Source organism: Bradyrhizobium sp. B117, from assembly GCF_038969555.1.
Classification (GTDB): domain Bacteria; phylum Pseudomonadota; class Alphaproteobacteria; order Rhizobiales; family Xanthobacteraceae; genus Bradyrhizobium.
This window is the reverse complement of sequence record NZ_CP152414.1, coordinates 372,524-396,207: the sequence shown is the minus strand read 5'-3', so window position 1 is coordinate 396,207 and position 23,684 is coordinate 372,524. Positions and strand designations below refer to the sequence as shown.

The 23,684-nt window shown below is 65.1% G+C and carries 21 protein-coding genes and 1 pseudogene; 14 read left to right on the top strand and 8 right to left on the bottom strand.

The features are described from left to right. Nucleotides 1–4 precede the first annotated feature (4 nt). Complete coding sequence (locus tag AAFG16_RS01875; protein WP_342736861.1) at nt 5–448, top strand: MarR family transcriptional regulator; 444 nt, start codon at nt 5–7, stop codon at nt 446–448. 330 nt (nt 449–778) lie between these two features. Here AAFG16_RS01875 and secA read toward each other — a convergent pair whose 3' ends face one another. Beyond that, entirely contained in the window at nt 779–3,619 is a 2,841-nt protein-coding gene (secA, locus tag AAFG16_RS01870; RefSeq protein ID WP_283083321.1) for a preprotein translocase subunit SecA, read from the bottom strand. A gap of 353 nt (nt 3,620–3,972) precedes the next feature. Between secA and AAFG16_RS01865 the strand changes: the two genes are divergently transcribed. Together AAFG16_RS01865 and argJ are read left to right on the top strand one after the other, a co-directional pair. Further along, entirely contained in the window at nt 3,973–4,905 is a 933-nt protein-coding gene (locus tag AAFG16_RS01865) for a peptidylprolyl isomerase (RefSeq protein ID WP_342736859.1), read from the top strand. A gap of 117 nt (nt 4,906–5,022) precedes the next feature. Beyond that, the gene (argJ, locus tag AAFG16_RS01860; protein WP_342736857.1) at nt 5,023–6,264 is read left to right on the top strand and encodes a bifunctional glutamate N-acetyltransferase/amino-acid acetyltransferase ArgJ; all 1,242 of its coding nucleotides are present in this window, start codon (nt 5,023–5,025) and stop codon (nt 6,262–6,264) included. Between the two features lie 156 nt (nt 6,265–6,420). On the opposite strand, the gene AAFG16_RS01855 is transcribed toward argJ, so the two are convergent. Continuing rightward, complete coding sequence (locus AAFG16_RS01855) at nt 6,421–7,779, bottom strand: TadE/TadG family type IV pilus assembly protein (RefSeq protein ID WP_283083318.1); 1,359 nt, start codon at nt 7,777–7,779, stop codon at nt 6,421–6,423. A gap of 139 nt (nt 7,780–7,918) precedes the next feature. On the opposite strand from AAFG16_RS01855, the gene AAFG16_RS01850 reads away from it, so the two are divergent. Further along, nucleotides 7,919–8,329, top strand: a complete 411-nt coding sequence (locus AAFG16_RS01850; RefSeq protein WP_283083317.1) for a (deoxy)nucleoside triphosphate pyrophosphohydrolase — start codon at nt 7,919–7,921, stop codon at nt 8,327–8,329. Between the two features lie 219 nt (nt 8,330–8,548). Here AAFG16_RS01850 and AAFG16_RS01845 read toward each other — a convergent pair whose 3' ends face one another. After that, complete coding sequence (locus AAFG16_RS01845) at nt 8,549–9,418, bottom strand: methyltransferase domain-containing protein (RefSeq protein WP_342741101.1); 870 nt, start codon at nt 9,416–9,418, stop codon at nt 8,549–8,551. A gap of 207 nt (nt 9,419–9,625) precedes the next feature. Between AAFG16_RS01845 and AAFG16_RS01840 the strand changes: the two genes are divergently transcribed. The 4 genes from AAFG16_RS01840 to AAFG16_RS01825 are packed head-to-tail and all read left to right on the top strand — an operon-like array spanning nt 9,626 to nt 12,100. Continuing rightward, nucleotides 9,626–10,435: a ComF family protein gene (locus AAFG16_RS01840; RefSeq protein ID WP_342736854.1), complete on the top strand. Its 810-nt coding sequence runs from the start codon at nt 9,626–9,628 to the stop codon at nt 10,433–10,435. A 35-nt stretch (nt 10,436–10,470) separates the two neighbouring features. Then, nucleotides 10,471–10,746 (top strand): glutaredoxin 3, encoded by a 276-nt coding sequence (grxC, locus tag AAFG16_RS01835; RefSeq protein ID WP_342741100.1) that lies wholly within the window; start codon nt 10,471–10,473, stop codon nt 10,744–10,746. Continuing rightward, entirely contained in the window at nt 10,743–11,621 is an 879-nt protein-coding gene (locus tag AAFG16_RS01830; protein ID WP_342736852.1) for a carbon-nitrogen hydrolase family protein, read from the top strand. The genes grxC and AAFG16_RS01830 overlap by 4 nt, the downstream gene beginning before the upstream one ends. Beyond that, nucleotides 11,618–12,100, top strand: a complete 483-nt coding sequence (locus AAFG16_RS01825) for a DUF1178 family protein (RefSeq protein WP_342736850.1) — start codon at nt 11,618–11,620, stop codon at nt 12,098–12,100. The genes AAFG16_RS01830 and AAFG16_RS01825 overlap by 4 nt, the downstream gene beginning before the upstream one ends. Nucleotides 12,101–12,253: 153 nt before the next feature. Here the strand turns inward: AAFG16_RS01825 and AAFG16_RS01820 are convergent, their stop codons facing one another. From AAFG16_RS01820 to AAFG16_RS01810, 3 genes are all read right to left on the bottom strand, one after another. Next, the gene (locus AAFG16_RS01820) at nt 12,254–13,153 is read right to left on the bottom strand and encodes an EamA family transporter (RefSeq protein ID WP_283083312.1); all 900 of its coding nucleotides are present in this window, start codon (nt 13,151–13,153) and stop codon (nt 12,254–12,256) included. Nucleotides 13,154–13,266: 113 nt separating this feature from the next. Further along, nucleotides 13,267–14,040 carry a bifunctional 2-polyprenyl-6-hydroxyphenol methylase/3-demethylubiquinol 3-O-methyltransferase UbiG gene (ubiG, locus tag AAFG16_RS01815; RefSeq protein ID WP_167381064.1) on the bottom strand — a complete coding sequence of 258 codons (774 nt, stop codon included), beginning with the start codon at nt 14,038–14,040 and terminating at the stop codon, nt 13,267–13,269. Nucleotides 14,041–14,054: 14 nt separating this feature from the next. Further along, a complete protein-coding gene (locus tag AAFG16_RS01810; RefSeq protein ID WP_342736846.1) occupies nt 14,055–14,522 on the bottom strand; it encodes a PH domain-containing protein in 468 nt (155 codons plus the stop codon). Between the two features lie 149 nt (nt 14,523–14,671). Between AAFG16_RS01810 and AAFG16_RS01805 the strand changes: the two genes are divergently transcribed. The 3 genes from AAFG16_RS01805 (at nt 14,672) to prfA (ending at nt 19,693) form a co-directional block, all read left to right on the top strand. Beyond that, on the top strand, nt 14,672–15,928 hold the full coding sequence (locus tag AAFG16_RS01805) for an aspartate kinase (RefSeq protein ID WP_283083310.1): 1,257 nt from the start codon (nt 14,672–14,674) through the stop codon (nt 15,926–15,928). A 354-nt stretch (nt 15,929–16,282) separates the two neighbouring features. Beyond that, nucleotides 16,283–18,550 carry a phosphoenolpyruvate--protein phosphotransferase gene (ptsP, locus tag AAFG16_RS01800; protein WP_342736844.1) on the top strand — a complete coding sequence of 756 codons (2,268 nt, stop codon included), beginning with the start codon at nt 16,283–16,285 and terminating at the stop codon, nt 18,548–18,550. A gap of 57 nt (nt 18,551–18,607) precedes the next feature. Continuing rightward, nucleotides 18,608–19,693, top strand: a complete 1,086-nt coding sequence (gene prfA / locus AAFG16_RS01795) for a peptide chain release factor 1 (protein WP_342736842.1) — start codon at nt 18,608–18,610, stop codon at nt 19,691–19,693. A 10-nt stretch (nt 19,694–19,703) separates the two neighbouring features. Here the strand turns inward: prfA and AAFG16_RS01790 are convergent, their stop codons facing one another. Beyond that, on the bottom strand, nt 19,704–20,183 hold the full coding sequence (locus AAFG16_RS01790; protein WP_342736840.1) for a MarR family transcriptional regulator: 480 nt from the start codon (nt 20,181–20,183) through the stop codon (nt 19,704–19,706). Between the two features lie 32 nt (nt 20,184–20,215). On the opposite strand from AAFG16_RS01790, the pseudogene AAFG16_RS01785 reads away from it, so the two are divergent. Both AAFG16_RS01785 and AAFG16_RS01780 read left to right on the top strand, forming a co-directional pair. Continuing rightward, nucleotides 20,216–20,909: pseudogene (locus AAFG16_RS01785) on the top strand (ABC transporter ATP-binding protein). 141 nt (nt 20,910–21,050) lie between these two features. Then, nucleotides 21,051–21,992, top strand: coding sequence for a DUF5996 family protein (locus AAFG16_RS01780; protein ID WP_342736838.1), 942 nt, complete (start codon nt 21,051–21,053; stop codon nt 21,990–21,992). A gap of 65 nt (nt 21,993–22,057) precedes the next feature. On the opposite strand, the gene AAFG16_RS01775 is transcribed toward AAFG16_RS01780, so the two are convergent. Next, nucleotides 22,058–22,483, bottom strand: a complete 426-nt coding sequence (locus tag AAFG16_RS01775) for an HIT family protein (protein ID WP_342736836.1) — start codon at nt 22,481–22,483, stop codon at nt 22,058–22,060. 91 nt (nt 22,484–22,574) lie between these two features. Here AAFG16_RS01775 and prmC point away from each other — a divergent pair, with 91 nt between their 5' ends. Further along, nucleotides 22,575–23,465 carry a peptide chain release factor N(5)-glutamine methyltransferase gene (gene prmC / locus AAFG16_RS01770; RefSeq protein ID WP_342736834.1) on the top strand — a complete coding sequence of 297 codons (891 nt, stop codon included), beginning with the start codon at nt 22,575–22,577 and terminating at the stop codon, nt 23,463–23,465. Nucleotides 23,466–23,684 lie beyond the last annotated feature (219 nt).

Below are 23,684 nucleotides of genomic sequence, written 5' to 3'. Positions count from 1 at the left end.
AGCCGTGGCAAAACCGTCGAAAGAAAACTTCCCGATCACCGAACACCTCGCCTACCTGCTCGCGCAAGCCAACCGGGAGATCAACCGGCAGCTGGAACTGCGCCTGAGCAAAGAGGGCGTTCCCGTCGAGCAATGGCGCATCCTGAAAGTTCTCTCCGATGGCAACGGCCATTCGATGGGCGAGCTTGCGGACGCGGTGCTGCTCAACCATCCGACGCTGACCAAGATGATCGACCGCATGGTCTCCGACACGCTGGTCTATCGCGTGCAGGACCCGAACGATCGCCGCAAGGTGCTGATGTTCATCTCCGACCGCGGCAAGGTGCTGTGCAAGAAGCTCAACTCGCTCGCGGTGGATCAGGAAGAGCACATCCTGGAGAGCTACGGCGACAAGTCCACGAGCGAATTGAAGCGGCTCCTGGAGAGCTTGATCGACAGCTCGAATTGAAGGGCGGCTAGCGAGCTCCCTCAACGTCCCGGACGAGCGAGCGCAGTACGCACCACACACTCGCCGTCATCGCCCGCCTAAAGCATGATCCGGAAAAGTGCGCAGCGGTTTTCCGAAAAGATCATGCGCAAACAATAACCTAAAGCGCGATGACGAATCATCCTGATCTCATCGCGCTTTAGTGCGCAATTGCGCACAGGGGCGGGCGATCCAGTATTCCAGAGACTGATGTGGTTGAACCGAGAGGCCGCAGCGTACTGGATCGCCCGGTCAAGCCGGGCGACGACAGCGGGAATTGAGGCGCGAGCTTCGCGCCTCATGTTTCAAGCCTTACGCATACCGCCCGTGGCAGTGCTTGTACTTCTTGCCACTGCCGCAGGGGCAGTCCTCGTTGCGGCCGACCTTGCCCCAGCTGGCCGGGTTCTTCGGGTCGCGCAGCGCCGCGTCGGTCGCCTGCGGAGCGAGGGTGACGCTGGCGAGGGCCATTTCGTCTTCGCCGGTGTTTGGGTCGAACTTGTGCGCTTCCATCGCCGGCAGGATGGGGGCTTCCTGCTCCGGCGGGACGATCTCGACGCGCATCAGCTGCGCCGTGACGGCCTCGCGCAGATGCGCGCTCATCTCCTGGAAGAGGTTGAAGGCCTCGGTCTTGTACTCCTGCAACGGATCGCGCTGGCCGTAGCCGCGGAGGCCGATGACCTGCCGCAGATGGTCGAGCATGATCAGGTGCTCGCGCCAGAGATGGTCGAGAGTCTGCAAGAGGATGGTCTTCTCGACGTAACGCATCACGTCGGGGCCCCATTGCGCGACCTTGGCAGCCATGTGCTCGTCGGCCTTGGTCTCGATGCGGGTCAGCAGCTCCTCGTCCGCGATGCCTTCTTCCTTGGCCCAGTCGTCGACCGGCAGGTCGAGATCGAGCACGCGCTTCAATTCGTCCTTCAGGCCGGCGACGTCCCACTGCTCGGCATAGGCATGCTCGGGCACGTGCTTGGCGACGAGGTCGTCGATGAAGGCATGGCGCATGTCGGTGACGGTCTCGGCGACGCTGTCGTCCTTCATCAGGTCGACGCGCTGGTCGAAGATCACCTTGCGCTGGTCGTTCTGGACGTTGTCGAACTTGAGGAGATTCTTGCGGATGTCGAAGTTGCGCGCCTCGACCTTCTGCTGCGCCTTCTCGAGCGCCTTGTTGATCCAGGGATGGATGATCGCCTCGCCCTCCTGCAGGCCGAGACGCTGCAGCATGCTGTCGAGACGGTCCGAGCCGAAGATGCGCATCAGATCGTCTTCCAGCGACAGGAAGAACTTTGAGCGGCCGGGGTCGCCCTGACGGCCGGAACGGCCGCGGAGCTGGTTGTCGATGCGGCGAGATTCATGGCGCTCGGAGCCGATGATGTAGAGGCCACCGGGCTTCTTCACGGTCTTGGCGGGCTTTGAGCCCTTCGCCGGCTCGACCTCGACGGTCTCCTCGGCCTTCAGCACGATGCCGCGGAAGTGCTCGATGTCGGCCTTGATCTGCTCGATCTTCTTGGCCTTCTCGGCCTCGTCGGTGATGCCGGCCGTCTCCTGCTGGAGGCGCATCTCGAGCGAGCCACCGAGCTTGATGTCGGTACCGCGGCCAGCCATGTTGGTCGCGATCGTGATCGCGCCGGGCACGCCGGCTTCCGCGACGATATAGGCTTCCTGCTCGTGGAAGCGCGCGTTCAACACCGCGAACAGCTTTGCCGGCTTGCCGGCGCGGGCGGCGGCATAGAGCTTGTCGAGCGCGTGCTCCTTGCCGAAGTCGATCTGCTTGTAGCCGTTCTGCTTCAGGAATTCGGCGAGCACTTCCGACTTCTCGATCGAGGCGGTGCCGACCAGCACCGGCTGCAGCCGCGAATTCGCGCGCTCGATCTCGGCGAGGATGGCCTGGTATTTTTCCTTCTGGGTGCGATAGACCTCGTCGTCCTCGTCGAGACGCGCAATCGACAGATTGGTCGGGATCTCCACGACCTCGAGCTTGTAGATGTCGAACAATTCATCAGCTTCGGTCGCGGCCGTACCGGTCATGCCGGCCAGCTTCTCGTACATGCGGAAGTAGTTCTGGAAGGTGATCGAGGCCAGCGTCTGGTTCTCGGGCTGGACCTGGACGTGCTCCTTGGCTTCCAGCGCCTGGTGCAGGCCTTCCGAATAGCGGCGGCCCGGCATCATGCGGCCGGTGAACTCGTCGATGATGACGACCTCGTTGTCGCGGACGATGTAGTCCTTGTCGCGCGTGAACAGCGTGTGGGCGCGCAGCGCCTGGTTGATGTGGTGCACAACCGAGACGTTCTCGACGTCGTAGAGCGACTCGCCCTTGAGCTGGCCGGCATCGCGCAGCAGCGTCTCGATCTTTTCCATGCCGGCTTCGGTCAGCGTCACCGTGCGCTGCTTCTCGTCGACCTCGAAATCGGTCTTGTCGAGCTTGGGCAGGAAGCCATCGATGGTGTTGTAGAAGTCGGAGCGGTCGTCGAGCGGGCCGGAGATGATCAGCGGCGTGCGCGCCTCGTCGATCAGGATGGAGTCGACCTCGTCGACGATGGCGAAGAAGTGCGGCCGCTGGACCATGTCCTCGAGCCGGTACTTCATGTTGTCGCGCAGATAGTCGAAGCCGTATTCGTTGTTGGTGCCGTAGGTGATGTCGCAGGCATAGGCCGCCTTGCGCTCGGCATCGTCCAGGCCATGCACGATCACGCCGGTGGTCAGGCCGAGGAAGCCGTAGATCTGGCCCATCCAGCCGGAGTCGCGGCGGGCGAGGTAGTCGTTGACGGTGACGACGTGGACGCCCTTGCCGGCGAGCGCGTTGAGATAGACCGCGAGCGTTGCCACCAGCGTCTTGCCTTCGCCGGTCTTCATCTCGGCGATGTCGCCCTCGTGCAGCACCATGCCGCCGATCAGCTGGACGTCGAAATGGCGCTGGCCGAGCGTGCGCTTGGCCGCCTCGCGCACGGTGGCGAAGGCGGGGACGAGGAGGTCGTCGAGCGTCTTGCCTTCGGCGAGCTGCTTCTTGAACTCGGCGGTGCGGGCCTTGAGGGCCTCGTCGGAAAGCTTCGAGACTTCGGGCTCCAGCGCGTTGATCGCGTTGACGCGGGACTGGTATCCCTTCACCCGCCTGTCGTTGGAGGAGCCGAAAAACTTGCGGGCGAGCGCGCCGATCATGACCAGTTCCTGTGTTCGCGATTTAACCGCGTGGCAGCCAAAAGGTTGTCACCCGCCTGCCTATCAACTCACCGTGACGCCTGATGGCGCCAGAGCCCGGACTGCGGGGGTCGTCCGCCATATGGGTGGGAATTGGGCAAGTCAGGGTTCAACGGCCAAAAACGCAGCAAAATAAACGCCATCGCCATGGACGCGACCGGGCAGAGATATGGCCGGGTCCGAGCCTTGTCAACGGCGGCCGCATTGCGGCTAATTCATCAAATTGACAGACTTTTCGCGTTGCAAAGGCCCCCTGAATTGGGCGAGTGTCCGCCCCGCTCGAGCAGCCCCCTGCTTCAACAAAAGGATTTTCCATGACCACCTCGTTCCCGGTAACCACCGGCCAGCGTTTCCGCCTTGCTTCCGCCCTGGCTGGCAGCCTCGCTCTGGCGCTGACCCTGGCGATCGCAGGCCCGCTCCGGGCCGCCGACGATCCGGTTCTGGCGAAGGTCAATGGCGCCGAGATCAAGAAGAGCGACGTCGCCATGGCCGAGGAGGAACTCGGACCGAGCCTCGCGCAGATGGACCCTGCTACCAAGGACGAGAACGTCCTGTCGTTCCTGATCGACATGAAGATCGTCTCCAAGGCCGCCGAGGACAAGAAGATCGCGGATAGCGAGGAGTTCAAGAAGCGCCTGGCGTTCGCCCGCAACCGCCTGCTGATGGACAACCTGCTCGCGGGCGAGGGCAAGGCCGCCACCACCCCGGACGCCATGAAGAAGGTCTATGAGGAGGCCTCCAAGCAGATCACCGGCGAGCAGGAGGTGCGTGCCCGCCACATCCTGGTCGAGACCGAGGACGAGGCCAAGGCGGTGAAGGCCGAGCTCGACAAGGGCGCCGATTTCGCCGAGCTCGCCAAGAAGAAGTCCAAGGATCCGGGCTCCGCCGACGGCGGCGACCTCGGCTTCTTCACCAAGGAGCAGATGGTGCCGGAATTCTCGGCGGTGGCGTTCGCGCTGGAGCCGGGCAAGATCTCCGACCCCGTGAAGTCGCAGTTCGGCTGGCACATCATCAAGGTCGAGGAAAAGCGCAACCGCAAGGCGCCGGACTTCGAGCAGGTCAAGGCCCAGATCGAGAACTACGTCACCCGCAAGGCCCAGGCCGACTACGTCGCCAAGCTGCGGAGCGAGGCCAAGGTCGAGCGGATGGATCAGGCCGACGCGTCCAAGGACGCCAAGCCGGATGCCAAGCCGGCCGACGCGGCGAAGCCCTCCGACAGCAAGATGGCTCCGCCCGCCAAGAAGTAAGGCCGCTAAGAAGTCAGAATTCGCTGTCACTTCACGGACGCCAATAGTATCTAACGTCGCAATGGCCGGGCATCCCCCGGCCATCTGCATGTCCAGACCCCACCAAGGCGCCCCCCGATGTCCTCAGCCGTCTCCCCGCTCGCCCCGAAGAACGTTCCCGACATGCCCGTGATCGCGGGGGTCCGTCTCGCGACGGCCGAGGCCGGCATCCGCTACAAGAACCGCACCGACGTGCTGCTGGCGGTGATGGACAAGGGCACCGCGGTCGCGGGCGTCTTCACCAAGTCGAAGTGCCCGTCGGCGCCGGTGGAATGGTGCCGCGCCAAGCTGAAGGGCGGCAAGGCCCGCGCGCTGGTCGTCAACTCCGGCAATGCCAACGCCTTCACCGGCAAGACCGGCCGTGCCTCCACCGCGCTGACCGCCAAGATCGCTGCCAAGGCGGTCGGGTGCAGCGAGGGTGAAATCTTCCTGGCCTCGACCGGTGTGATCGGCGAGCCGCTGGACGCGAACAAGTTCGACGGCGTGCTGGGTCGCCTCGCCGAGGCCGCCGAGCCCGGCGACTACCTCGCCGCGGCCAAGGCGATCATGACCACCGACACCTTCCCCAAGGTCGCGACCGCGACGGTCAAGCTCGGCAAGGCCAAGGTCACCATCAACGGCATGGCCAAGGGCGCCGGCATGATCGCCCCCGACATGGCGACGATGCTGTCCTTCATTTTCACCGACGCGCCGATCGCGCCGGCCGCGCTCCGGGCCCTGCTCAAGGCCGGCGTCGAGGACACGTTCAACGCCGTGACGATCGACGGCGACACCTCGACCTCCGACACGCTGCTGGCGTTCGCGACGGGCGCTGCTGCCGCGCACGGTGCGCCCAAGATCAGCCGCGCCAGCGATCCGCGCCTGAAGGCCTTCGTGAAGGCGTTCAACCAGATCCTCGCCAATCTCTCCGAGCAGGTGGCCCGTGACGGCGAAGGCGCGCGCAAGCTGGTCGAGATCACCGTCGAAGGCGCCAAGACCAAGGCCTCCGCGCGCAAGATTGCGATGTCGATCGCCAACTCGCCGCTGGTCAAGACCGCGATCGCCGGCGAGGACGCCAATTGGGGCCGCGTGGTGATGGCCGTCGGCAAGGCCGGCGAGCCCGCCGATCGCGACAAGCTCTCGATCTCCTTCAACGGCATCCGCGTCGCCAAGAGCGGCGCGCGCGATCCCGACTATGATGAGGCGCAAGTATCGGAAGCGATGAAGGCGCCGGAGATCGCGATCAAGGTCTCGCTCGGCCTCGGCAAGGGCCGCGACCGCGTCATGACCTGCGATCTCACGAAGGAATATGTGGCGATCAACGGGGATTACCGGTCTTGAGTCTTCTCCCTCTCCCCGTTCTTACGGGGAGAGGGTCGGGGTGAGGGGCCTCTCTCCACACGTGAGATCGGCGAGGCACCTGTACCCCCTCACCCGGAGTCCGCGCTACGTGCGAATTCCGACCTCTCCCCGCAAGCGGGGAGAGGTGAACAAGTCTCACCCCGAAATCCGCGCGTCCGCCACTGCCTTCTTGAACAGCGCGTTCATCGCGTCCGAGATGCCTTGCGTCGGGCTCACCTCGAAATACAGCCCCGGCGAGGCACAGGCCTGCATGTTCTGCGCGATCTTGCTGTTCGGAGACGGCCCCCACGTCCCGGCGTTGAAGGGGGCGATCCATGTGCTGTACCAATTGTCTGTCGGGGGTTGATATGTTGTGTACAGCACCGCGATCTTGATACCCCGGTCCTTGAGCGTCTTGCAGAGCGCCGGATTGATCGGCGACTGACAGCGGTTTGTTGGGGTGTAAAGTGGATACGCGGCGGATGAGACGCTACACATCGTCTTGCCCGAGTTGGTCTCGTCGGCGACGCCATCCGATACAAGGAACAGATATTTCAGCGGTGAGGCGGATGTGCCGGGTCCCGGCGAGGCGATTTCGTTATTGATCGCAGGAAAAATGGTGGTGAAGGGCGTATCCTTGTCGGCAGTATACGCGTCATTCTGACCGGCCACCGCCATCAGGTCGATGCTTCCCGCCGCGGTCTTGGCGGATGTCAGGCTCGACGAGAGCGAAAACAGATTTCTCAATCCGATCGTGGCTGACGCACCGCCGAAATCGTAGATCGCCATTCTGAACTGGTTCGTGTAAGTCTGCGTGTTCCTGGCTGTGTCCATCAAGTTCGCGCTTGCCTGGCGCACCACGTCGATTCGGGTCGTGATGCCATTTGCTTTGGCAATGTCGTAGTTGCTTGTGCCGGCCGCCTTGGTGGTGTCGTGACACGCGAATGCGCATCCACCTGTCCTTGCCTGCATATTCGTGATGTCCGTCGGCGTTGCTGCCACGCCCATCGACGGCGAATTGTCCAGCAAGAGGTAGAAGTCGACATAGAGCGGCATGGTGGCCGTCGCGGTGGACGTGCCGGTGAGGGCCAGCGAGGTCTTGCCGATCACACCGAGGAACATGGTGTTGACGGTGGCGCTGAACGTGACGGTCGAGGTGACGGTCGAGCCGCTCTTGACCACGGTCGGCGTGACGGTGCCCGGCGTATAGCCGGTCTGATTGGCAACGTTGGCATTGAAGATGTTCCGCGCGTCGGTGACGCCCACCGCAATCGAGCCGTCGGAGGTCATCGTGCCCGCGGCGGCAAAGGCCGGCGAGGCCTTGGCGATCGAGCCGACGCTGGCCGCATCGGCCGCAGCCTGAAGCTTGGACCGGATCTGCGTCGCGCGCGAGTAATCGACCGCGCAGCCGACCACCGTGATCAAGGGAACGCAGGCCAGCGCGAAGATCACCGCGATGTTGCCACGCCGGTCGCGGACGAAATGGCATAAGAGAGTGCGAAACGCAGCGCGCATAGCTCGGGTCCAGAGTGGTTTTAGGAGTTCCCACCCTAGGAACCGACGATTAAATATGACTTATGGGGTTCCCGGAAATGCGGCCGCGACGCAGTTAACGAACCGTTACGGATCATCTTCAACGAGCAATATTCTTGGCATGGCCGATCTCAAACTGACATTAGTGGTGGCCTGTGCGCTGGTCGACGCCGACAAGCGCGTCCTGATCGCACAGCGTCCCGAGGGCAAGGCGCTGGCGGGCCTGTGGGAATTCCCCGGCGGCAAGCTCGAGCCCGGCGAACGGCCGGAGCAGAGCCTGATCCGCGAGCTCCATGAGGAGCTCGGCATCACCGTCGCCGAGCCGTGCCTGGCGCCGCTGACGTTTGCGAGCTACGGCTACGACACGTTTCACCTCCTGATGCCGCTCTACATCTGCCGGCGCTGGGAAGGGCTGGTCACCGCGCGCGAAGGCCAAAACCTCGCCTGGGTCCGCGCCAACAGACTGCGCGACTACCCGATGCCGCCCGCGGACATTCCGCTGATCCCGCATCTGATTGATTTGCTGATGTGACGCCGAAGAGCGCGCCACGCCTCAATCTCCATCGTCGTCCCGGACAAGCGCGCCCGAAGCGCGCGCAGATCCGGGACCCATAACCACTGGGTCATGTTGTAGAGGAAGTGGTCACTCCGAGTCGTCGCAACAACTAGGGCCTGTGGTTATGGGTCCCGGCCTTCGCCGGGACGACATCGGATTCTGGACGACGATCTCGGCCATCACGGAGAGAACGATTCAGGTCTCTCCCGCCTTCTTCACCGCCTCCGCCAGGCTTGCTTTCGCCGATCCCGGCTTGAGCGGCTGCTGCTGGCTCGCATGCGGCGCCCAGCCGGACAGCCAGATGATGTCGAACGTCGCGCGAATGCGGCCGTCGGCATCGGCGAAACGCTCGGCATAGATTTCGGCCATCCGCAGCAGCGTGGCGCGGCGGCTCGGCGCGCGGCGGCGCTCGATCAGCACGTTGGCCGCGCCCATGCGGCGCAGGTCCTGCATCAGCGCGAACGCATTGCCATAGCGCACCACGACGCGGTCGACATCGGTCACCGGCAGCGCAAAGCCCGCCCGCTGCAACAGCGCGCCGATGTCGCGCAAATCGGTGAACGGCGCCACGCGCGGGGAGACACCGCCTTCGCATTCGGCCTCCGCTGCGGCAAAGGCCTGCCGCAGTTCGGTCAGGCTGTCGCCGCCGATCATCGCGGCAAGCAGCAGCCCGTCCGGCTTCAGCGCGCGGCGGATTTGCGCCAGCACGCCCGGCAGGTCGTTGACGAATTGCAGCGCCAGCGCCGACACGACGAGATCAAGGCTCTCGGGCGCGAAGGGCAATTTCTCCGCGCCCGCCGCATCGAGCGCGATCCGCTCGATGGAAGGGAGCCGCGCCCGCAGCCCCGCGAGCCCCTCACCGGGCGTCCAGAGATCGACCGGCGCATGAAACTCCCGCATCACCGCCGCCAGCCGGTCGGACACGTCCTCGGCGACACGATCGAGCAGGAAGCTCACGGCACCCTGCGCCTGCGCACGCCGCTGCCGCGCATGCAGCAGGGCGCGATCGAACAGAGCGGGCGGGATTTGCGGGGTCTGGGCCATGCCGCTGGTTACGCCGATCATGCTGGCCATGGCAATCATTCTCGTGTCCCGGACGCGCTGCAGCGCCCTTAGCGCTGCTGCGCAGAGCCGGGACCCAGAAGGCAACATCGTATGATGCGGTGAGATGGGCCCCGGCTCTGCAGCCGCACCGCCGAAGTGGCGCTGCGCTGCGTCCGGGGCACGAGAGAGTGGCTTGAGCGCGGTCCAGCTGAACGCTAGCCTCCCCTCATGGAAGCCGAAAGCGCCCCTGCCCGCTCCATCGCCGCGCCGCTGCGGGCCGCATGGTCGGCTGGCTGCAGCGTGCTGACGCGAGCGGCGCGGCTCGCGCTCGACATCGCGCTGCCGACGCTGTGCGTCTCCTGTCGCGAGCCGGTCGAGGGCGAGGGCGTCTGTGCCGCGTGCTGGGCGCGGCTGTCGTTCATCGAGCGGCCCTATTGTCCGCGGCTCGGCATTCCCTTCGTCTATGATCCCGGCCCCGAGATGCTGTCGATGGAGGCAATCGCGAGCCCGCCGGCTTACCAGCGCGCGCGAGCCGCCGTGCGCTATGACGACGTCGCGCGCACGCTGGTGCACGCGCTGAAATACCAGGACCGCACCGATCTGGCCCCGGCCATGGGCCGCTGGATGGCGCGCGCGGGCGGCGAGTTGCTCGCAGGCGCCGACATTCTGGTGCCGGTACCCCTGCACTGGCGGCGGGCCTGGCGCCGCCGCTACAACCAGTCCGGGGCGCTGGCGCGCATCATCGAGCGGCAGAGCGGGGTCAAGGTCAGGGCTGAGGTGCTGCGCCGGGTGCGCGCTACCGAGCAGCAGATCGGCCTGTCGCGGGCCCAGCGCGCCACCAACGTACAGGGCGCATTCCAGGTATCCCCTGACCATCGGGCCGAGATTCAGGGCCGCCGCATCATCCTGATCGACGACGTCCTGACCACGGGTGCGACGCTGGACGCCTGCGCGCGGGCCCTGCTCCGCGCCAAGGCGGCCCAGGTGGACGTGCTGGTCTTTGCCCGGGTTGTCGAGAGCGGCCCCCGTCCCATATAGTTCAATGAATTCATGACATGAAAGCGCTGAACGAGATGACCGCTGCTGTCGAGATCTACACGAGGCCGGGTTGCGGCTATTGTTCCGCCGCGAGGTCCCTGCTGACCCGCAAGAAGGCGACCTTCGCGGAGTTCGACGTCGCCAAGGACCCGACCTGGCGCCAGGAGATGTACGACCGCGCCGGCGAGGGCTCGACCTTCCCGCAAATCTGGATCGGCGGAACCCATGTCGGCGGCTGCGACGAACTCTACGCGCTCGACCGCGAGGGCAAGCTCGACGGCCTGCTCGAAAGCGTGAAGGCCATCTCATGAGCGATAACAGGACCTTCACCGCCGCGATGGTGCAGATGCGCACCGGCCTGATGCCCGGGCCGAGCCTCGAACAGGCCACCCGGCTGATCCGGCAGGCCGCGGCCAATGGCGCCGACTACGTGCAGACGCCCGAAGTCAGCAACATGATGCAGCTGAACCGCAAGGCGCTGTTCGAGCATCTCCAGAGTGAGGAGAACGACACCTCGCTGAAGGCCTATCGCGCGCTCGCGGCAGAGCTCGGGATTCACATCCATGTCGGCTCACTGGCGCTGCGCTTCTCGCCGGAGAAAGCGGTCAACCGCTCGTTCCTGATCGGGCCCGAGGGCAATGTGCTCGCGAGCTACGACAAGATCCACATGTTCGACATCGAGCTGCCGGACGGCGAGAGCTATCGCGAATCCGCCAATTACCAGCCGGGCGAGACCGCCGTGATCTCCGACCTGCCCTGGGGCCGCGTCGGATTGACGATCTGCTACGACGTGCGCTTCCCCGCGCTCTACCGGGCGCTGGCCGAGAGCGGTGCCTATTTCATCACGGTGCCGTCGGCCTTCACCCGCAAGACCGGGGAAGCTCATTGGCACGTGCTGCTGCGCTCGCGGGCGATCGAGACCGGCTGCTTCATCTTTGCCGCCGCCCAGGCAGGCACCCATGAGAACAAGCGCGAGACCTACGGTCACTCGCTGATCATCGATCCCTGGGGCGAGATCCTCGCCGAAGGCGATGTCGAGCCCGGCATCATCATGGCGAAGATCGACCCGGCGAAGGTCGAGACCGCCCGCCGCGCCATCCCCTCGCTCCAGCACGGCCGCCGCTTTGGCGTCGCCGACCCCAAGGCGGGGCCGGATCATTTGCACCTCGTGCGGGGATCGGCATGATCCGCTACGCACTGCACTGCGACCGCGGCCACGACTTCGAAAGCTGGTTCCAGAGTTCTTCGGCCTATGATTCCCAGGTGAAGCGCAAGCTCGTGACCTGCCCGATCTGCGGCTCGGCCAAGGTCGACAAGGCGATCATGGCCCCGCGCATCGTCGGCAAGAAGGGCTGCGGCCGTGCAACGCCGCCGCCGGAGCCTGTGGCTGCGACCACGCCCGAGGCTACGCCGTCAGGACCGACCTCGCTGCTAATGGCGCAGGAGCGCGAGCTGCGCGCCAAGCTGAAGGAGCTGCGCGACCACATCGTCAAGAACGCCGACAATGTCGGCGAGCGCTTTGCCAACGAAGCCCGCGCGATGCATTACGGCGACAAGGAGCACCGCCCGATCTATGGCGAGGCCTCACCGGAAGAGGCGAAGTCGCTGATCGACGAAGGCATCGAGGTCTCGCCGCTGCCGACGCTGCCGGAAGACAGGAATTAGGCTTTCGCCTTCTTCGTCATGGCCGGGCATAGCCGTCCGAAGGACGGCGTCGCTTCCGCTCGCCTATGACCCGGCCATCCACGCCTTTCTCACAGCACGAAGAACGTGGATGCCCGGGACAAGCCCGGGCATGACGGCGGCTGAAGAGCGCGGCTACACGCCCACCAGCAGCGCAACGCCCGCCACGATCAGCACGATCCCAAAAATCTCGCGCGGCGCGATCGGCTGCTTGAACGAGTAATAGGCGACGCCTTGTGCGAACAGCACCTCGATCAGCGCCAGCGTGCGGACATTTGCCGCCGCGGTCAGCGCAAACGCCAGAAACCAGAACTGTGACGAGAAGGCGCCCATGAAGCCCGCGAACAACGACGGCTTCCACAGGCCAAGGATCGCCTGAAGCACTTTCGGCGCGCGCCAGAGCAGATAAATCGACAGGATCACTGTCTGCGCGAACAGGCCCAGCACCAGCGTGAACGACGCCGCGGTGACGAAGGAGACGTTCGGCACGTTGATGATCGCACCGCGGAAGCCGACCGCGGACAGCGCGAACGCCGCGGCCGCGACAAGCCCAAGGATGGTCGGCTTCAATTCGGCAAAGCTCTTCTCTCCGCCGGGCCGGAGCGCCGTGATGACGACGCCGATGGTCGCGATCACGATCGCCAGCACCTTCGGCCAGGTCAGGTGATCGCCGAGGAAGACGAAGCCGAAGATCGCGGTCTGGATCGCCTCGGTCTTCAGATAAGCCGTGGTCACCACGAACGAGTGGTCATTCATCGCCAGCAGCATCAAGCCGGTGCCGACGATCTGGCTGAGCGCCCCGAGCAGCAGCCACGGCCAGAACGCCGACGGCGGCATGCCGAGATGATCACCGGTCGCGACCAGCACCAACCCCAAGAACAGCAGCGAGAACGGGAAGCCGAACAAAAAGCGGATGTTGGTCGCGCCCCAGGTCCCCAGCGGCTTGGTCAGCGACCGCTGCATCGCATTGCGCGCGACCTGCCCGAGCGCTGCGATGACGGTAAAGGGAATCCAGAGACTGGTGATGGTGAGCATGGGGGGTGAAAACAGGCGGAGGGCTGAAGACTTCGGCCAGCCTGACGCTAGCCGCGAGGCACGTCAATCACGCTCACGTCATAGGAGCGATGCTCGCGCCCTACTCGTCCCCCTCACACCATCCCTTCCGCCACCACCATGTAGTTCACGTCCATGTCCGACGAGAGCGACCATTTGTCGGCGAAGGGGGAGTAGACGACGCCGGTCTGCTCGGTGATGACGAGGCGGTTGTCGAGGAGGTATTTGGTCAGTTCGTCCGGAGTGACGAACTTGTTCCATTCGTGGGTGCCGCGCGGCAGCCAGCGCAGGACATATTCGGCGCCGACGATGGCGAGCGCAAAGCTCTTCCAGTTTCGGTTCAGGGTCGAGACCACCATCAGGCCGTTCGGCTTCAGCATCGCGGCGCAGCGCTTGAGGAAGACGCCGACGTCGACGACGTGCTCGACCACCTCCATCGCCAGCACGATGTCGAAGCGCTCGCGCGGGTCGATCTCCTCCACCGTGGTGCAGCGGTAGTCGATCGCCAGATGGCTCTTGTCGGCATGCAGCTTGGCAGCCGCAATGTTGCTCGCGGACGGATCGACGCCGATGACCTGCGCGCCGAGACGCGCCAGCGGCTCGCACAACAGGCCGGCGCCGCAGCCGATGTCGAGCACGCGCAAGGACCCGAGACAATTGAGGCTGCGCACATTGCGCTCGAACTTGCGGCAGGCGGCGTCGCGGATATAGCCGAGCCGCAGCGGGTTGATCCGGTGCAGCGGCGCCATCTTGCCCTTGGGGTCCCACCACTCCGCGGAGAGTTTTGAGAATTTCGCGATCTCGGCGGCGTCGACGGTCGAGCCCGGCTGGGCGGTTGCGGTGGCGGAGGTATTTTGCTGCATGCTCATGGTTACGCGCGGTCCTACCGCGTGGTGATCGAACTACGGAAGGCGAGCGGCGAGGCGATGGTGCGGATGGTTTCGCGGCCTTCGCCGACGCCGTTGATGGTCACGTCGCCGTAGTTGAGAATTCGTCCAAGAATCGACTGGTTGACGTCGACACTCTCGACCTTGTCGAGCGCCATTTCAAAGGTGCGGCGCTTGATGAACCCGGTCTTGTGCACAACCCTGAGGTTGGTCACGTCGGTCTCGGTGGTGGAGCGGTGGAACCAGCCCTTCACGGTCCAGAACAGGGCCGCCAGAGCCACCACGCCCGCGGCGATGAGGCAGAGGATCACAAGCCCGTCGACCGTGGTCTGCCGCGACAGAACCAGGAGGCCTAAGGCCACGATCCAGGCCACAATCGCCGGAAAATGGAAGATCCAGTGCGCATTGGTCGAATACAGCACCCGCTCTCCGGGCTGCAGGATTTCGTCAATATAGCGCGCCATGACCTCGGTTAACCCATTGCACGGATTGGCCCCGCAGGAACCCGCTTGCCCCCGGCCCCGCCCCTCTGTATACGCGCGGTCGGTATCCCCTGGCATCCGTCCAGCGCGGGTCACCATACTGATCCTTATGAAGGAATGCACGCGTCGTCATGAGCCGCCTCGTGATGAAATTCGGCGGCACGTCCGTCGCCAACATCGATCGTATCCGCAACGTCGCGCGCCATGTGAAGCGTGAGGTCGACGCCGGCCATGAGGTGGCCGTGGTCGTCTCGGCGATGTCCGGCAAGACCAACGAGCTGGTGGCCTGGTGCACCGAGGCCTCGCCGATGCACGACGCGCGCGAATACGACGCCGTGGTGGCCTCGGGCGAGCAGGTGACGTCGGGCCTTCTTGCCATCGTGCTGCAGGGCATGGGCATCCAGGCCCGCTCCTGGCAGGGCTGGCAGATCCCGATCAAGACCAGCGACGCCCATGCCTCGGCCCGGATCGAGGACATCGACGGCAGCGAGATCGTCAAGCGCTTCCAGGAGCGCAAGGAAGTCGCGGTCATCGCCGGCTTCCAGGGCATCAACCCCGAGACCAATCGCATCACCACGCTCGGCCGCGGCGGCTCGGACACCTCGGCCGTGGCGGTTGCCGCGGCCGTCAAGGCCGACCGCTGCGACATCTACACCGACGTCGACGGCGTCTACACCACCGACCCGCGAATCGTGCCGAAGGCCAAAAGGCTCGACAAGATCGCATTCGAGGACATGCTGGAACTGGCCTCCCAGGGCGCCAAAGTGCTTCAGGTCCGCTCGGTGGAACTCGGCATGGTCCACAACATGCCGATCTTCGTCCGCTCGAGCTTCGACAAGCCCGAGGATATCGACCCGCATGCCAACCAGCCGCCCGGCACGCTGATCTGCAGCGAGGAGGAGATCATGGAAAGCCACGTCGTCACCGGCATCGCCTTTTCGAAGGACGAGGCCCAGATCTCGGTGCGCCAGATCGAGGACAAGCCGGGCGTTGCCGCTTCGATCTTCGGTCCGCTGGCGGATGCCAACATCAACGTCGACATGATCGTGCAGAACGTGTCCGAGGACGGCAAGACCACCGATCTCACCTTCACCGTGCCCGCCGCCGACTACACCCGCGCCAAGGACACGATCACCGCCGCCAAGGACAAGATCGGTTATGCACGGCTGGATACAGCCACCGACGTCGCAAAGATCTCGGTGATCGGCAGCGGCATGCGCAGCCATGCCGGCGTCGCCGCCCAGGCGTTCTCGGCTCTCGCGGGGCGGAATATCAACATCCGGGCCATCACAACCTCCGAGATCAAATTCTCGGTGTTGATCGACACGGCTTACACCGAGCTGGCGGTGCGCACCCTGCACACGCTCTACGGCCTCGACCAGGCCTAAAGCGCGACCCGTCGTCCCGCTTCCGATTGTCCTTTGAGCATGGTGTGTTTCCGGAAAACCGCTTCGCACTTTCCGGACCATGCTTAGGCTAATTTTCTCTTAGCGGTCGCAGCAAACGCGAAGGTGTACACACCTTCGCGTTTGGCAGGCGTTTTGCTTGGCAAAACAAGCCTCAATTCGCTATACGGCGAACAGGGTGGGCTGCCGCAGACTGTGTCCCAGTTCAGGCCGCTGATTCGGTGCAAGCGAGGGTTTGCGCCTGCGCCGGACAAACAATTTGGTTGTTTTTCTGGAATTTTTGGCCAGCCGCCGGCCGATAGCGCCGGGCCCGGCAGACGGAGGAGATTGCGGTACATGCGGAGCGCGTCGGGAGGTCCCCGCGTCTTGTTGAGACGGCTCCGCGAAACCATGGCGGAGCAGGTCTCGGCCCAGGAGCGGCTGGACAAGATCGTGGTGCTGATCGCCGCCAACATGGTGGCCGAGGTGTGCTCGGTCTATGTGCTGCGCATCGACAACACGCTCGAGCTCTACGCGACCGAAGGCCTCAACCGCGAGGCGGTGCACCATACCGTGCTCAGCGCCCATGAGGGCCTGGTCGGCCTCGTCGCCAGCGAGGCGACGCCGCTCAACCTGAGCGATGCGCAGAGCCACCCGGCCTTCTCGTTCCGCCCGGAGACCGGTGAAGAGATCTATCACTCCTTTCTCGGCGTGCCGATCCTGCGGGCCGGCAACACGCTCGGCGTGCTGGTCGTGCAGAACCGCGCCAAGCGCAACTATGTCGAGGAGGAGCTCGAGGCGCTTCAGACCACCGCGATGGTGCTGGCGGAGCTGATCGCCTCCGGCGAGCTGTCCGCCCTCGCCCCGCCGGGCATGGAGCCTGCCGCACGCCATTCCGCGCAGAAGGTCGGCGCCATCCTGTCGGAAGGCATCGCGCTCGGCCATGTCGTGCTGCACGAGCCGCGCGTCGTCATCAAGGACTACATCGCCGAGGACCTGCCGAAGGAGATCAAGCGGCTCGACACCGCGCTCGCCAAGCTGCGCGCCGATCTCGACCGCATGCTGGAGCGCGGCGACGTCGCCGAGGGCGGCGAGCATCGCGAGGTGCTGGAAGCCTACCGCATGTTCGCCAACGACCAGGGCTGGTCGCACAAGCTGCACGAGGCGGTCGCCACCGGCCTCACCGCGGAAGCTGCCGTCGAGCGCGTGCAGTCCGACACCCGCGCGCGCATGCTGCGCTCGACCGATCCTTACTTACGCGACCGGCTGCATGATCTCGAGGATCTCGGCTACCGCCTGATGCGGCAGCTGGTCGGCCAGGACCACGCGCCCTCGCGCGAGCAATTGCCCGACAATGCCATCGTCATCGCGCGCGCAATGGGACCGGCGGCGCTGCTCGACTACGATCGCAAGCGCCTGCGCGGCATCGTGCTGGAGGAAGGCACCGCCAATTCCCACGTCTCGATCGTGGCGCGCGCGCTCGGCATTCCCGCGGTTGGCGAGGTGCCGAACGCACCGGGTATCGCCGATCCCGGCGATGCCATCATCGTCGACGGCACCTCGGGGTCGATCTATGTGCGCCCGTCGCAGGAGATCGAGGCCGCCTTCGCCGAGCGCGTGCGCTTCCGCGCCCGCCGCCAGGCGCAGTACCTGGCGCTGCGCGACCGCCCCTGCGTCACCAGGGACGGCCAGACGGTCGAGCTGATGATCAATGCAGGTCTTGCGATCGACCTGCCGCATATCGAGGATACCGGCAGCGCCGGCATCGGCCTGTTCCGCACCGAGCTGCAATTCATGGTCGGGCAGAGCCTGCCGCGCACCAGCGACCAGCTCGCGCTGTATCGCACCGTGCTGGATGCGGCCGGCACCAAGCCCGTCACCTTCCGCACCCTCGACATCGGCGGCGACAAGGCGCTGCCCTATATGGAAGCCGTGATCGAGGAAAATCCCGCGCTCGGCTGGCGCGCGATTCGGCTTGGGCTCGATCGTCCCGGCCTGCTCCGCGGCCAGATCCGCGCGCTGCTGCGCGCCGGCGGCGGCCGCGCGCTGCGCATCATGTTTCCGATGATCTCTGAGGTCGCCGAATTCGACTCCGCAAAGGCGCTGGTCGAGCGCGAGCTGACCTATCTGCGCCAGCACGGCCACACGCTGCCTGAAAGAATCGACATCGGCACCATGGTCGAGGTGCCGGCGCTGCTCTACCAGCTCGACGAGCTGCTGAAGAAGGTGGACTTCATCTCGGTCGGCTCCAACGACCTGTTCCAGTTCCTGTTCGCGGTCGATCGCGGCAATGCCAAGGTGTCCGAGCGCTTCGACACCATGTCGGCGCCGATCCTGCGTGTCTTGCGCGAGATCGCGCGCAAATCGAACGCGGCGAAGAAGTCGCTGTCGCTGTGCGGCGAGATGGCCTCCAAGCCGATCGGCGCATTGGCGCTGATCGCGATGGGCTATCGCTCGCTGTCGCTGTCGGCGACCGCACTCGGCCCGGTCAAGGCGATGGTGATCGACCTCGACGCCAAAAAGGCCGAAGCGATGCTCAACCCACTGCTGGATGCGCCCTCCGGCAGCGTCTCGATCCGGCAGAAGCTGACGGAATTTGCCGAGGCCGAAGGCCTGGCCTTGTAGCGGGCCTGTCGCCGCTTCCCGCCGCCGCGCCGCTTTCCGCACTTTGAGACTGAACCGATGTCGTCACTCCCTGAAGCCAAACTGGACGTCCTGCTCGCGCATCATGCTTCGCTCGAGGCTGAATCGCTGGGGCAGCTCGCCTCTGACCGCTATGTGCAGATCACCCGCGAGCTCGCCGAGATCACGCCGCTGATCGAGGCGGTGAAGGCTTATCGTTCCGCGGTCAAAGAGCTCGCCGACACCGAGGCGCTGATCGCCGATCCCGCGACCGATGCCGAGATGCGCAGCATGGCGGAGAGCGAGCGCGACGAGCTGACGCCGAGGATCGAGGAGCTGGTCCAGAAGATCCGCGTGGCGCTCTTGCCCAAGGACGCCATGGACGACCGCAACGTGATGCTGGAAATCCGCGCCGGCACCGGCGGCGACGAAGCCTCGCTGTTCGCCGGCGACCTGTTCCGCATGTACGAGCGTTTCGCCAGCTTGCAGGGCTGGAAGGTCGAGGTGATCTCGGCGAGCGAAGGCACCGTCGGGGGCTACAAGGAAATCATCGCGGAGGTGCAGGGGCGCGGCGCGTTCTCCAAGCTGAAATTCGAATCCGGCGTACATCGCGTGCAGCGCGTGCCCGATACCGAAACGCAGGGGCGCATCCACACCTCCGCGGCGACGGTCGCGGTGCTACCGGAGGTCGAGGACGTCGACGTCGACATCAAGAACGACGACCTGCGCATCGAGACCATGCGCGCGCAGGGCGCGGGCGGCCAGCACGTCAACAAGACGGAATCGGCGATCCGCATCACCCACATCCCGACCGGCATCGTGGTGATGATGCAGGACTCGCGCTCGCAGCACAAGAATCGCGCCTCGGCCATGAACATCCTGCGCTCGCGCATCTACGACGCCGAGCGCCAGCGCGTCGATGCGGCGCGCTCGGCCGAGCGTAAGGAGAAGGTCGGCTCCGGAGACCGCTCCGAGCGCATCCGCACCTACAATTTCCCGCAAGGCCGCGTCACCGACCACCGCATCAACCTGACGCTCTACAAGCTGCCCCAGGTGATCGCGGGCGAAGCGCTGGGCGAATTGATCGACGCGCTGACCACCGAGCACCAGGCCGCGCAGCTCGCCGCGCAAGGCGCTGCGGCTTGAAGCTCGCGCCTCAGCGCGCTTTGGCTCCGAACGATCGCAGAATCTTGTCCAAAGCGGGCGCGGCGACACTCAGCTCGTCCAGATGAATGCGCGAGAGCGATCGCAGCTTCTGCTCGCCCTTGGCCGTCAGCTTGACCAGGACGCGACGCGCGTCCTCGGGATCGGCTTGCCGGGCGATCAGCTTCAGCTTCGCCATCCGATCCACCAGCTCCACCGCCGTGTGGTGCCGGATCAGGAGGAAGCGCGCGATATCGCCGACGCTGGCACCGTCGGCATCGGCCAATCCCTTGATCGCGAGCAGCGCCTGGTGCTGCTGCGCCGTCAATCCGGCGTTCTGGGCCGCGGCTTCGCTGAAGGCCAGGAAGATTCGGAGCTGATAGCGGAATTGCGCCAGCGCCGCGTAGTCGGCGTCGCGCATGGTCCGGCGGCGGCTTGAAGACCGTGCAGGCATCGCCGCCCTTGAGCGTTGCGCCTTCTTCGCCTGAACCATGTCGTGCCGCCTCCGCGCCTCGCCGCCCGGCAATGCAACCCGGCGGGCGCCGGGGATGCACAAATATCGGCGCTGGCGATTCCCACATCCTGTTCGACGTTGCCATGCATGTCGAGCGTCACGAGGTGGTGGCCCTGCTCGGCCGCAACCGTGCCGGCAAGAGCACCACGCTGAAGAGCCTGATGGGCGTGGTGACGCCGCGCAGCGGCAACATCAGGTTCGACGGCATCGACGTCGCCGGCCGCCGGAGCCACAAGATCGCCCAGGCGGGCATGCAGCTCGTGCACGAGGAGCGCCGCATCTTCGGCAGCCTGTCGGTCGAGGAGAACATCGTCCTCGCCGGCATCACTGCGCCGAAGCGCTGGCCGCTCGGACGCATCTACGAGATGTTTCCGCGGCTGAAGGAGCGGCGCAACAATCGCAGCACCGAGCTCTCCGGCGGCGAGCAGCAGATGCTCGCGATCGCACGGGCGCTGGTGTGCGATCCCAAGATCGTGCTGCTGGACGAGCCGTTCGAGGGACTCGCGCCCGTGATCTCGTGAAGGCCTGCCGCGAGCTCGCGGCCACCGGCCAGACCGTCGAGCTGGTCGAGCAGAATCTGACGGCTTCGCTGGCGCTGGCGACGCGGATCTACGTCATCAACAACGGCCACATCGTGTGCACGAAGGTCCGGCGCAGGAACTCAAGGCCCAGCCGGAACTGCTGCAACGCTATCTTGGCGTCTAGGGCGTCTACCCATAAACTCGGGAGGTCTGCTTTCGAGGGGCGAGCGGACGCGCGGCCCCACCCCGGAATGTCGACTTGTGCCCAAAGCGGACACCAGGTCGCCCCTGGAGGTGAGGTCTTGCCAAGCCGGGAGAAGACACCATGAGCACGATCTGGCCGGACATCCCCTTCGAGGCATGGCGCGAAAGCTGTTCCGCGCTTCATTTGTATTGCCAGGTTGTCGGCAAGTATCGGCTCGCGAGAACGCCGTGGGTCAACCATTCCTGGCACGCGACTTTCTACGTGAATGCGCGCGGACTGACGACTTCGCTGGTTCCGGACGGATCCGGCATCGAGATTATCTTCGATCTCGTCCGTCATGTCCTGATCGCAGAGGCGGCCGACGGCTGCAGAGCCGAAATGCCGCTCGGGCGAATGTCCGTCGCCGAATTTCACACCCGATTCTGCGAAGTGGTAGGACGTCTCGGCGGAATACCGGAATTCGACGGTCGGCCCAGCGAGGTCCCGGATCCGATCCCGTTCCGGGAAGACCGCCAAATCAGGCCCTACGACGCAGACGCCGTGACGCGGTTCTTTCGCGCCCTCGTCGCGATCAACGGAGTCTTTCATCGATTTCGGACAGGGTTCACCGGGAAAGTCAGTCCGGTCCATCTCTTCTGGGGCAGCTTCGATCTGGCGGTGACGCGCTTCTCCGGTCGTCCCGCCCCACTGCATCCGGGTGGCGTTCCGGGTTTGCCTGATGTCGTGACCCGTGAGGCCTATAGCGATGAGGTCTCCTCCGCCGGCTTCTGGCCGGGCGGAGGCGGTGCGGATTTCGCGGCCTTCTACTCCTATGCCTATCCCACCCCGAACGGCTTCGCCGACGGGCAGGTCATGCCGGAAGGCGCATACTTCGATCAGAAGCTCGGCGAACATGTCCTGCCCTACGACCTCGTGCGAAAATCCAGCGAGCCTGAGGAGACGCTCATGGCGTTTCTGCAAAGCACCTATCGGGCGGCGGCTGATACCGGAGGCTGGGATCGTGCCGCGCTCGAATGTCCGATTGGCTCCCCCCTTCGACCGCGCCCGCTGAACAAACGATGATGAAGATCGAGGAAAGCTCGCTGGCAAGAAATTGGTGCAGCGAGCTGATCAGGTCAGACGCAAAATCAGCCACCAAGCGCCGCGATCATCCGCTTGGCATGCTCGGCGAGCACGGCCATGTCTTCCTTGCGCGTCTGCGCCGGCAGCAGCTCGATTCCGGCCCTGACCGGCATGACATGCATGTGCAGATGAAGCACCACTTGCCCGGAGGCGGGCTCGCTGAACTGCTGGAGGATGATCCCTTCGGCGTCGAAAGCCTTCATCGCCGCGATTGCGATCCGCTTGGCGGTGCGGGCGACCGCGGCGAGATCGTCATCGGCGATGTCGAGGATGCCGCGCGCCGGCGCCCTCGGGATCACCAGCGTGTGCCCCGGTGAGCGCGGCATGATGTCGAGGAAGGCGAGGCTGCGGTCGTCCCTGAACACCTCGAAGCAGGGAATTTCGCCGCGCAGGATCTTCGCGAAGACGTTCTGATCGTCATAGGCCGTCATGGATGCCTCCCTCGCCACGCGGCGCGATCCAACGCGCTCCTTTCCGTTGACGCAAGCAAGTCCGCCGATCTATCCACGATGCCAAGGCAGGATGGTTCCATTGGCGACAGATTCCGGACACAGCATCGAGAGCGCGCGGCGCGCGCTTGCCGCACGGCTGCAAGCGGCCGGCATCGATGAGCCGGGCCTGGATGCACGCCTGCTCGTCGGCGCCGCAGTGGAGCTCGATCTCACCGCCATGGTGACGCAGGCGGCGCGAGGACTGACGCCTGAAGAGGCTGCGCGGCTCGAAGGCTATGCGCAGCGCAGGCTCGCGCATGAGCCGGTCGCCCGCATTTTGGGGGCGCGGGAATTCTGGGGCCTGCCGTTCCGCCTGTCCGAGGCAACGCTGGTGCCGCGGCCGGACACCGAAACCGTCGTCGAGCTGGCGCTCGAGATTTTTCGCGAATTCAGGATCTCGGGGCGGCGCCCGCGTATCGCCGATATCGGCACCGGATCCGGCGCCATCCTGCTCGCTCTGCTGCACGAGATACCCGAGGCATTCGGCGTCGGCACCGATGTCAGCCTCACCGCGCTCAACACGGCGCGAGATAATGCGGCCGCGCTCGGCCTGTCCGGCCGCGCCGCTTTCGTCGCCTGCTCCTACGCGGCGGCGCTTCGGGGCCCGTTCGACCTCATCGTGTCGAACCCGCCCTATATTCCCTCGGCTGAAATTCCGAAATTGAGCATCGAGGTGCGCGAGCACGATCCGCATCTGGCGCTCGACGGCGGCAATGACGGCTATGACGCCTACCGCATCCTGATCCCGCAGGCGGCCGAGCGTCTCGCCGCAGGCGGGGCGCTGATCGTCGAGGCCGGCCAGGGCCAGGCCCGGAATATTGAAACCTTGATGGGGGGCGCGGCGTTATCGGTGGACAGGCCACCCAAGGCCGACCTTGGAGGCATTCTACGAGCCGTATCGGCCCGAAAAATGCCTCCATAAAAGCCGGATTGGCCTGCAAAAACCTCTTGGAATATCCCTTGGGAACGACTACGTTCCGCTCAACACATCGGTGCCGGCCCCGTAGACCTACGGGCGAAAGCCGGGGCTCTCGGGCGAGAGCGTTACTGATTATAGGTTCCAAGCCGCAGGTCCTGTTGAGCGCGATGGCCAGTGGAGCTGCGCTGCTCTCCGACCGCAACGTGAACGAAAGCCAGATAT

What these genes read in the sequence shown, in the direction of transcription:
- secA (WP_283083321.1), bottom strand. Translation starts at nt 3,619, where the DNA reads ATGATCGGCGCGCTCGCCCGCAAGTTTTTCGGCTCCTCCAACGACAGG.
- AAFG16_RS01865 (WP_342736859.1), top strand. Translation starts at nt 3,973, where the DNA reads ATGACCACCTCGTTCCCGGTAACCACCGGCCAGCGTTTCCGCCTTGCT.
- argJ (WP_342736857.1), top strand. Translation starts at nt 5,023, where the DNA reads ATGTCCTCAGCCGTCTCCCCGCTCGCCCCGAAGAACGTTCCCGACATG.
- AAFG16_RS01855 (WP_283083318.1), bottom strand. Translation starts at nt 7,779, where the DNA reads ATGCGCGCTGCGTTTCGCACTCTCTTATGCCATTTCGTCCGCGACCGG.
- AAFG16_RS01850 (WP_283083317.1), top strand. Translation starts at nt 7,919, where the DNA reads ATGGCCGATCTCAAACTGACATTAGTGGTGGCCTGTGCGCTGGTCGAC.
- AAFG16_RS01845 (WP_342741101.1), bottom strand. Translation starts at nt 9,418, where the DNA reads ATGATCGGCGTAACCAGCGGCATGGCCCAGACCCCGCAAATCCCGCCC.
- AAFG16_RS01840 (WP_342736854.1), top strand. Translation starts at nt 9,626, where the DNA reads ATGGAAGCCGAAAGCGCCCCTGCCCGCTCCATCGCCGCGCCGCTGCGG.
- grxC (WP_342741100.1), top strand. Translation starts at nt 10,471, where the DNA reads ATGACCGCTGCTGTCGAGATCTACACGAGGCCGGGTTGCGGCTATTGT.
- AAFG16_RS01830 (WP_342736852.1), top strand. Translation starts at nt 10,743, where the DNA reads ATGAGCGATAACAGGACCTTCACCGCCGCGATGGTGCAGATGCGCACC.
- AAFG16_RS01825 (WP_342736850.1), top strand. Translation starts at nt 11,618, where the DNA reads ATGATCCGCTACGCACTGCACTGCGACCGCGGCCACGACTTCGAAAGC.
- AAFG16_RS01820 (WP_283083312.1), bottom strand. Translation starts at nt 13,153, where the DNA reads ATGCTCACCATCACCAGTCTCTGGATTCCCTTTACCGTCATCGCAGCG.
- ubiG (WP_167381064.1), bottom strand. Translation starts at nt 14,040, where the DNA reads ATGAGCATGCAGCAAAATACCTCCGCCACCGCAACCGCCCAGCCGGGC.
- AAFG16_RS01810 (WP_342736846.1), bottom strand. Translation starts at nt 14,522, where the DNA reads ATGGCGCGCTATATTGACGAAATCCTGCAGCCCGGAGAGCGGGTGCTG.
- AAFG16_RS01805 (WP_283083310.1), top strand. Translation starts at nt 14,672, where the DNA reads ATGAGCCGCCTCGTGATGAAATTCGGCGGCACGTCCGTCGCCAACATC.
- ptsP (WP_342736844.1), top strand. Translation starts at nt 16,283, where the DNA reads ATGCGGAGCGCGTCGGGAGGTCCCCGCGTCTTGTTGAGACGGCTCCGC.
- prfA (WP_342736842.1), top strand. Translation starts at nt 18,608, where the DNA reads ATGTCGTCACTCCCTGAAGCCAAACTGGACGTCCTGCTCGCGCATCAT.
- AAFG16_RS01790 (WP_342736840.1), bottom strand. Translation starts at nt 20,183, where the DNA reads ATGGTTCAGGCGAAGAAGGCGCAACGCTCAAGGGCGGCGATGCCTGCA.
- AAFG16_RS01780 (WP_342736838.1), top strand. Translation starts at nt 21,051, where the DNA reads ATGAGCACGATCTGGCCGGACATCCCCTTCGAGGCATGGCGCGAAAGC.
- AAFG16_RS01775 (WP_342736836.1), bottom strand. Translation starts at nt 22,483, where the DNA reads ATGACGGCCTATGACGATCAGAACGTCTTCGCGAAGATCCTGCGCGGC.
- prmC (WP_342736834.1), top strand. Translation starts at nt 22,575, where the DNA reads ATGGTTCCATTGGCGACAGATTCCGGACACAGCATCGAGAGCGCGCGG.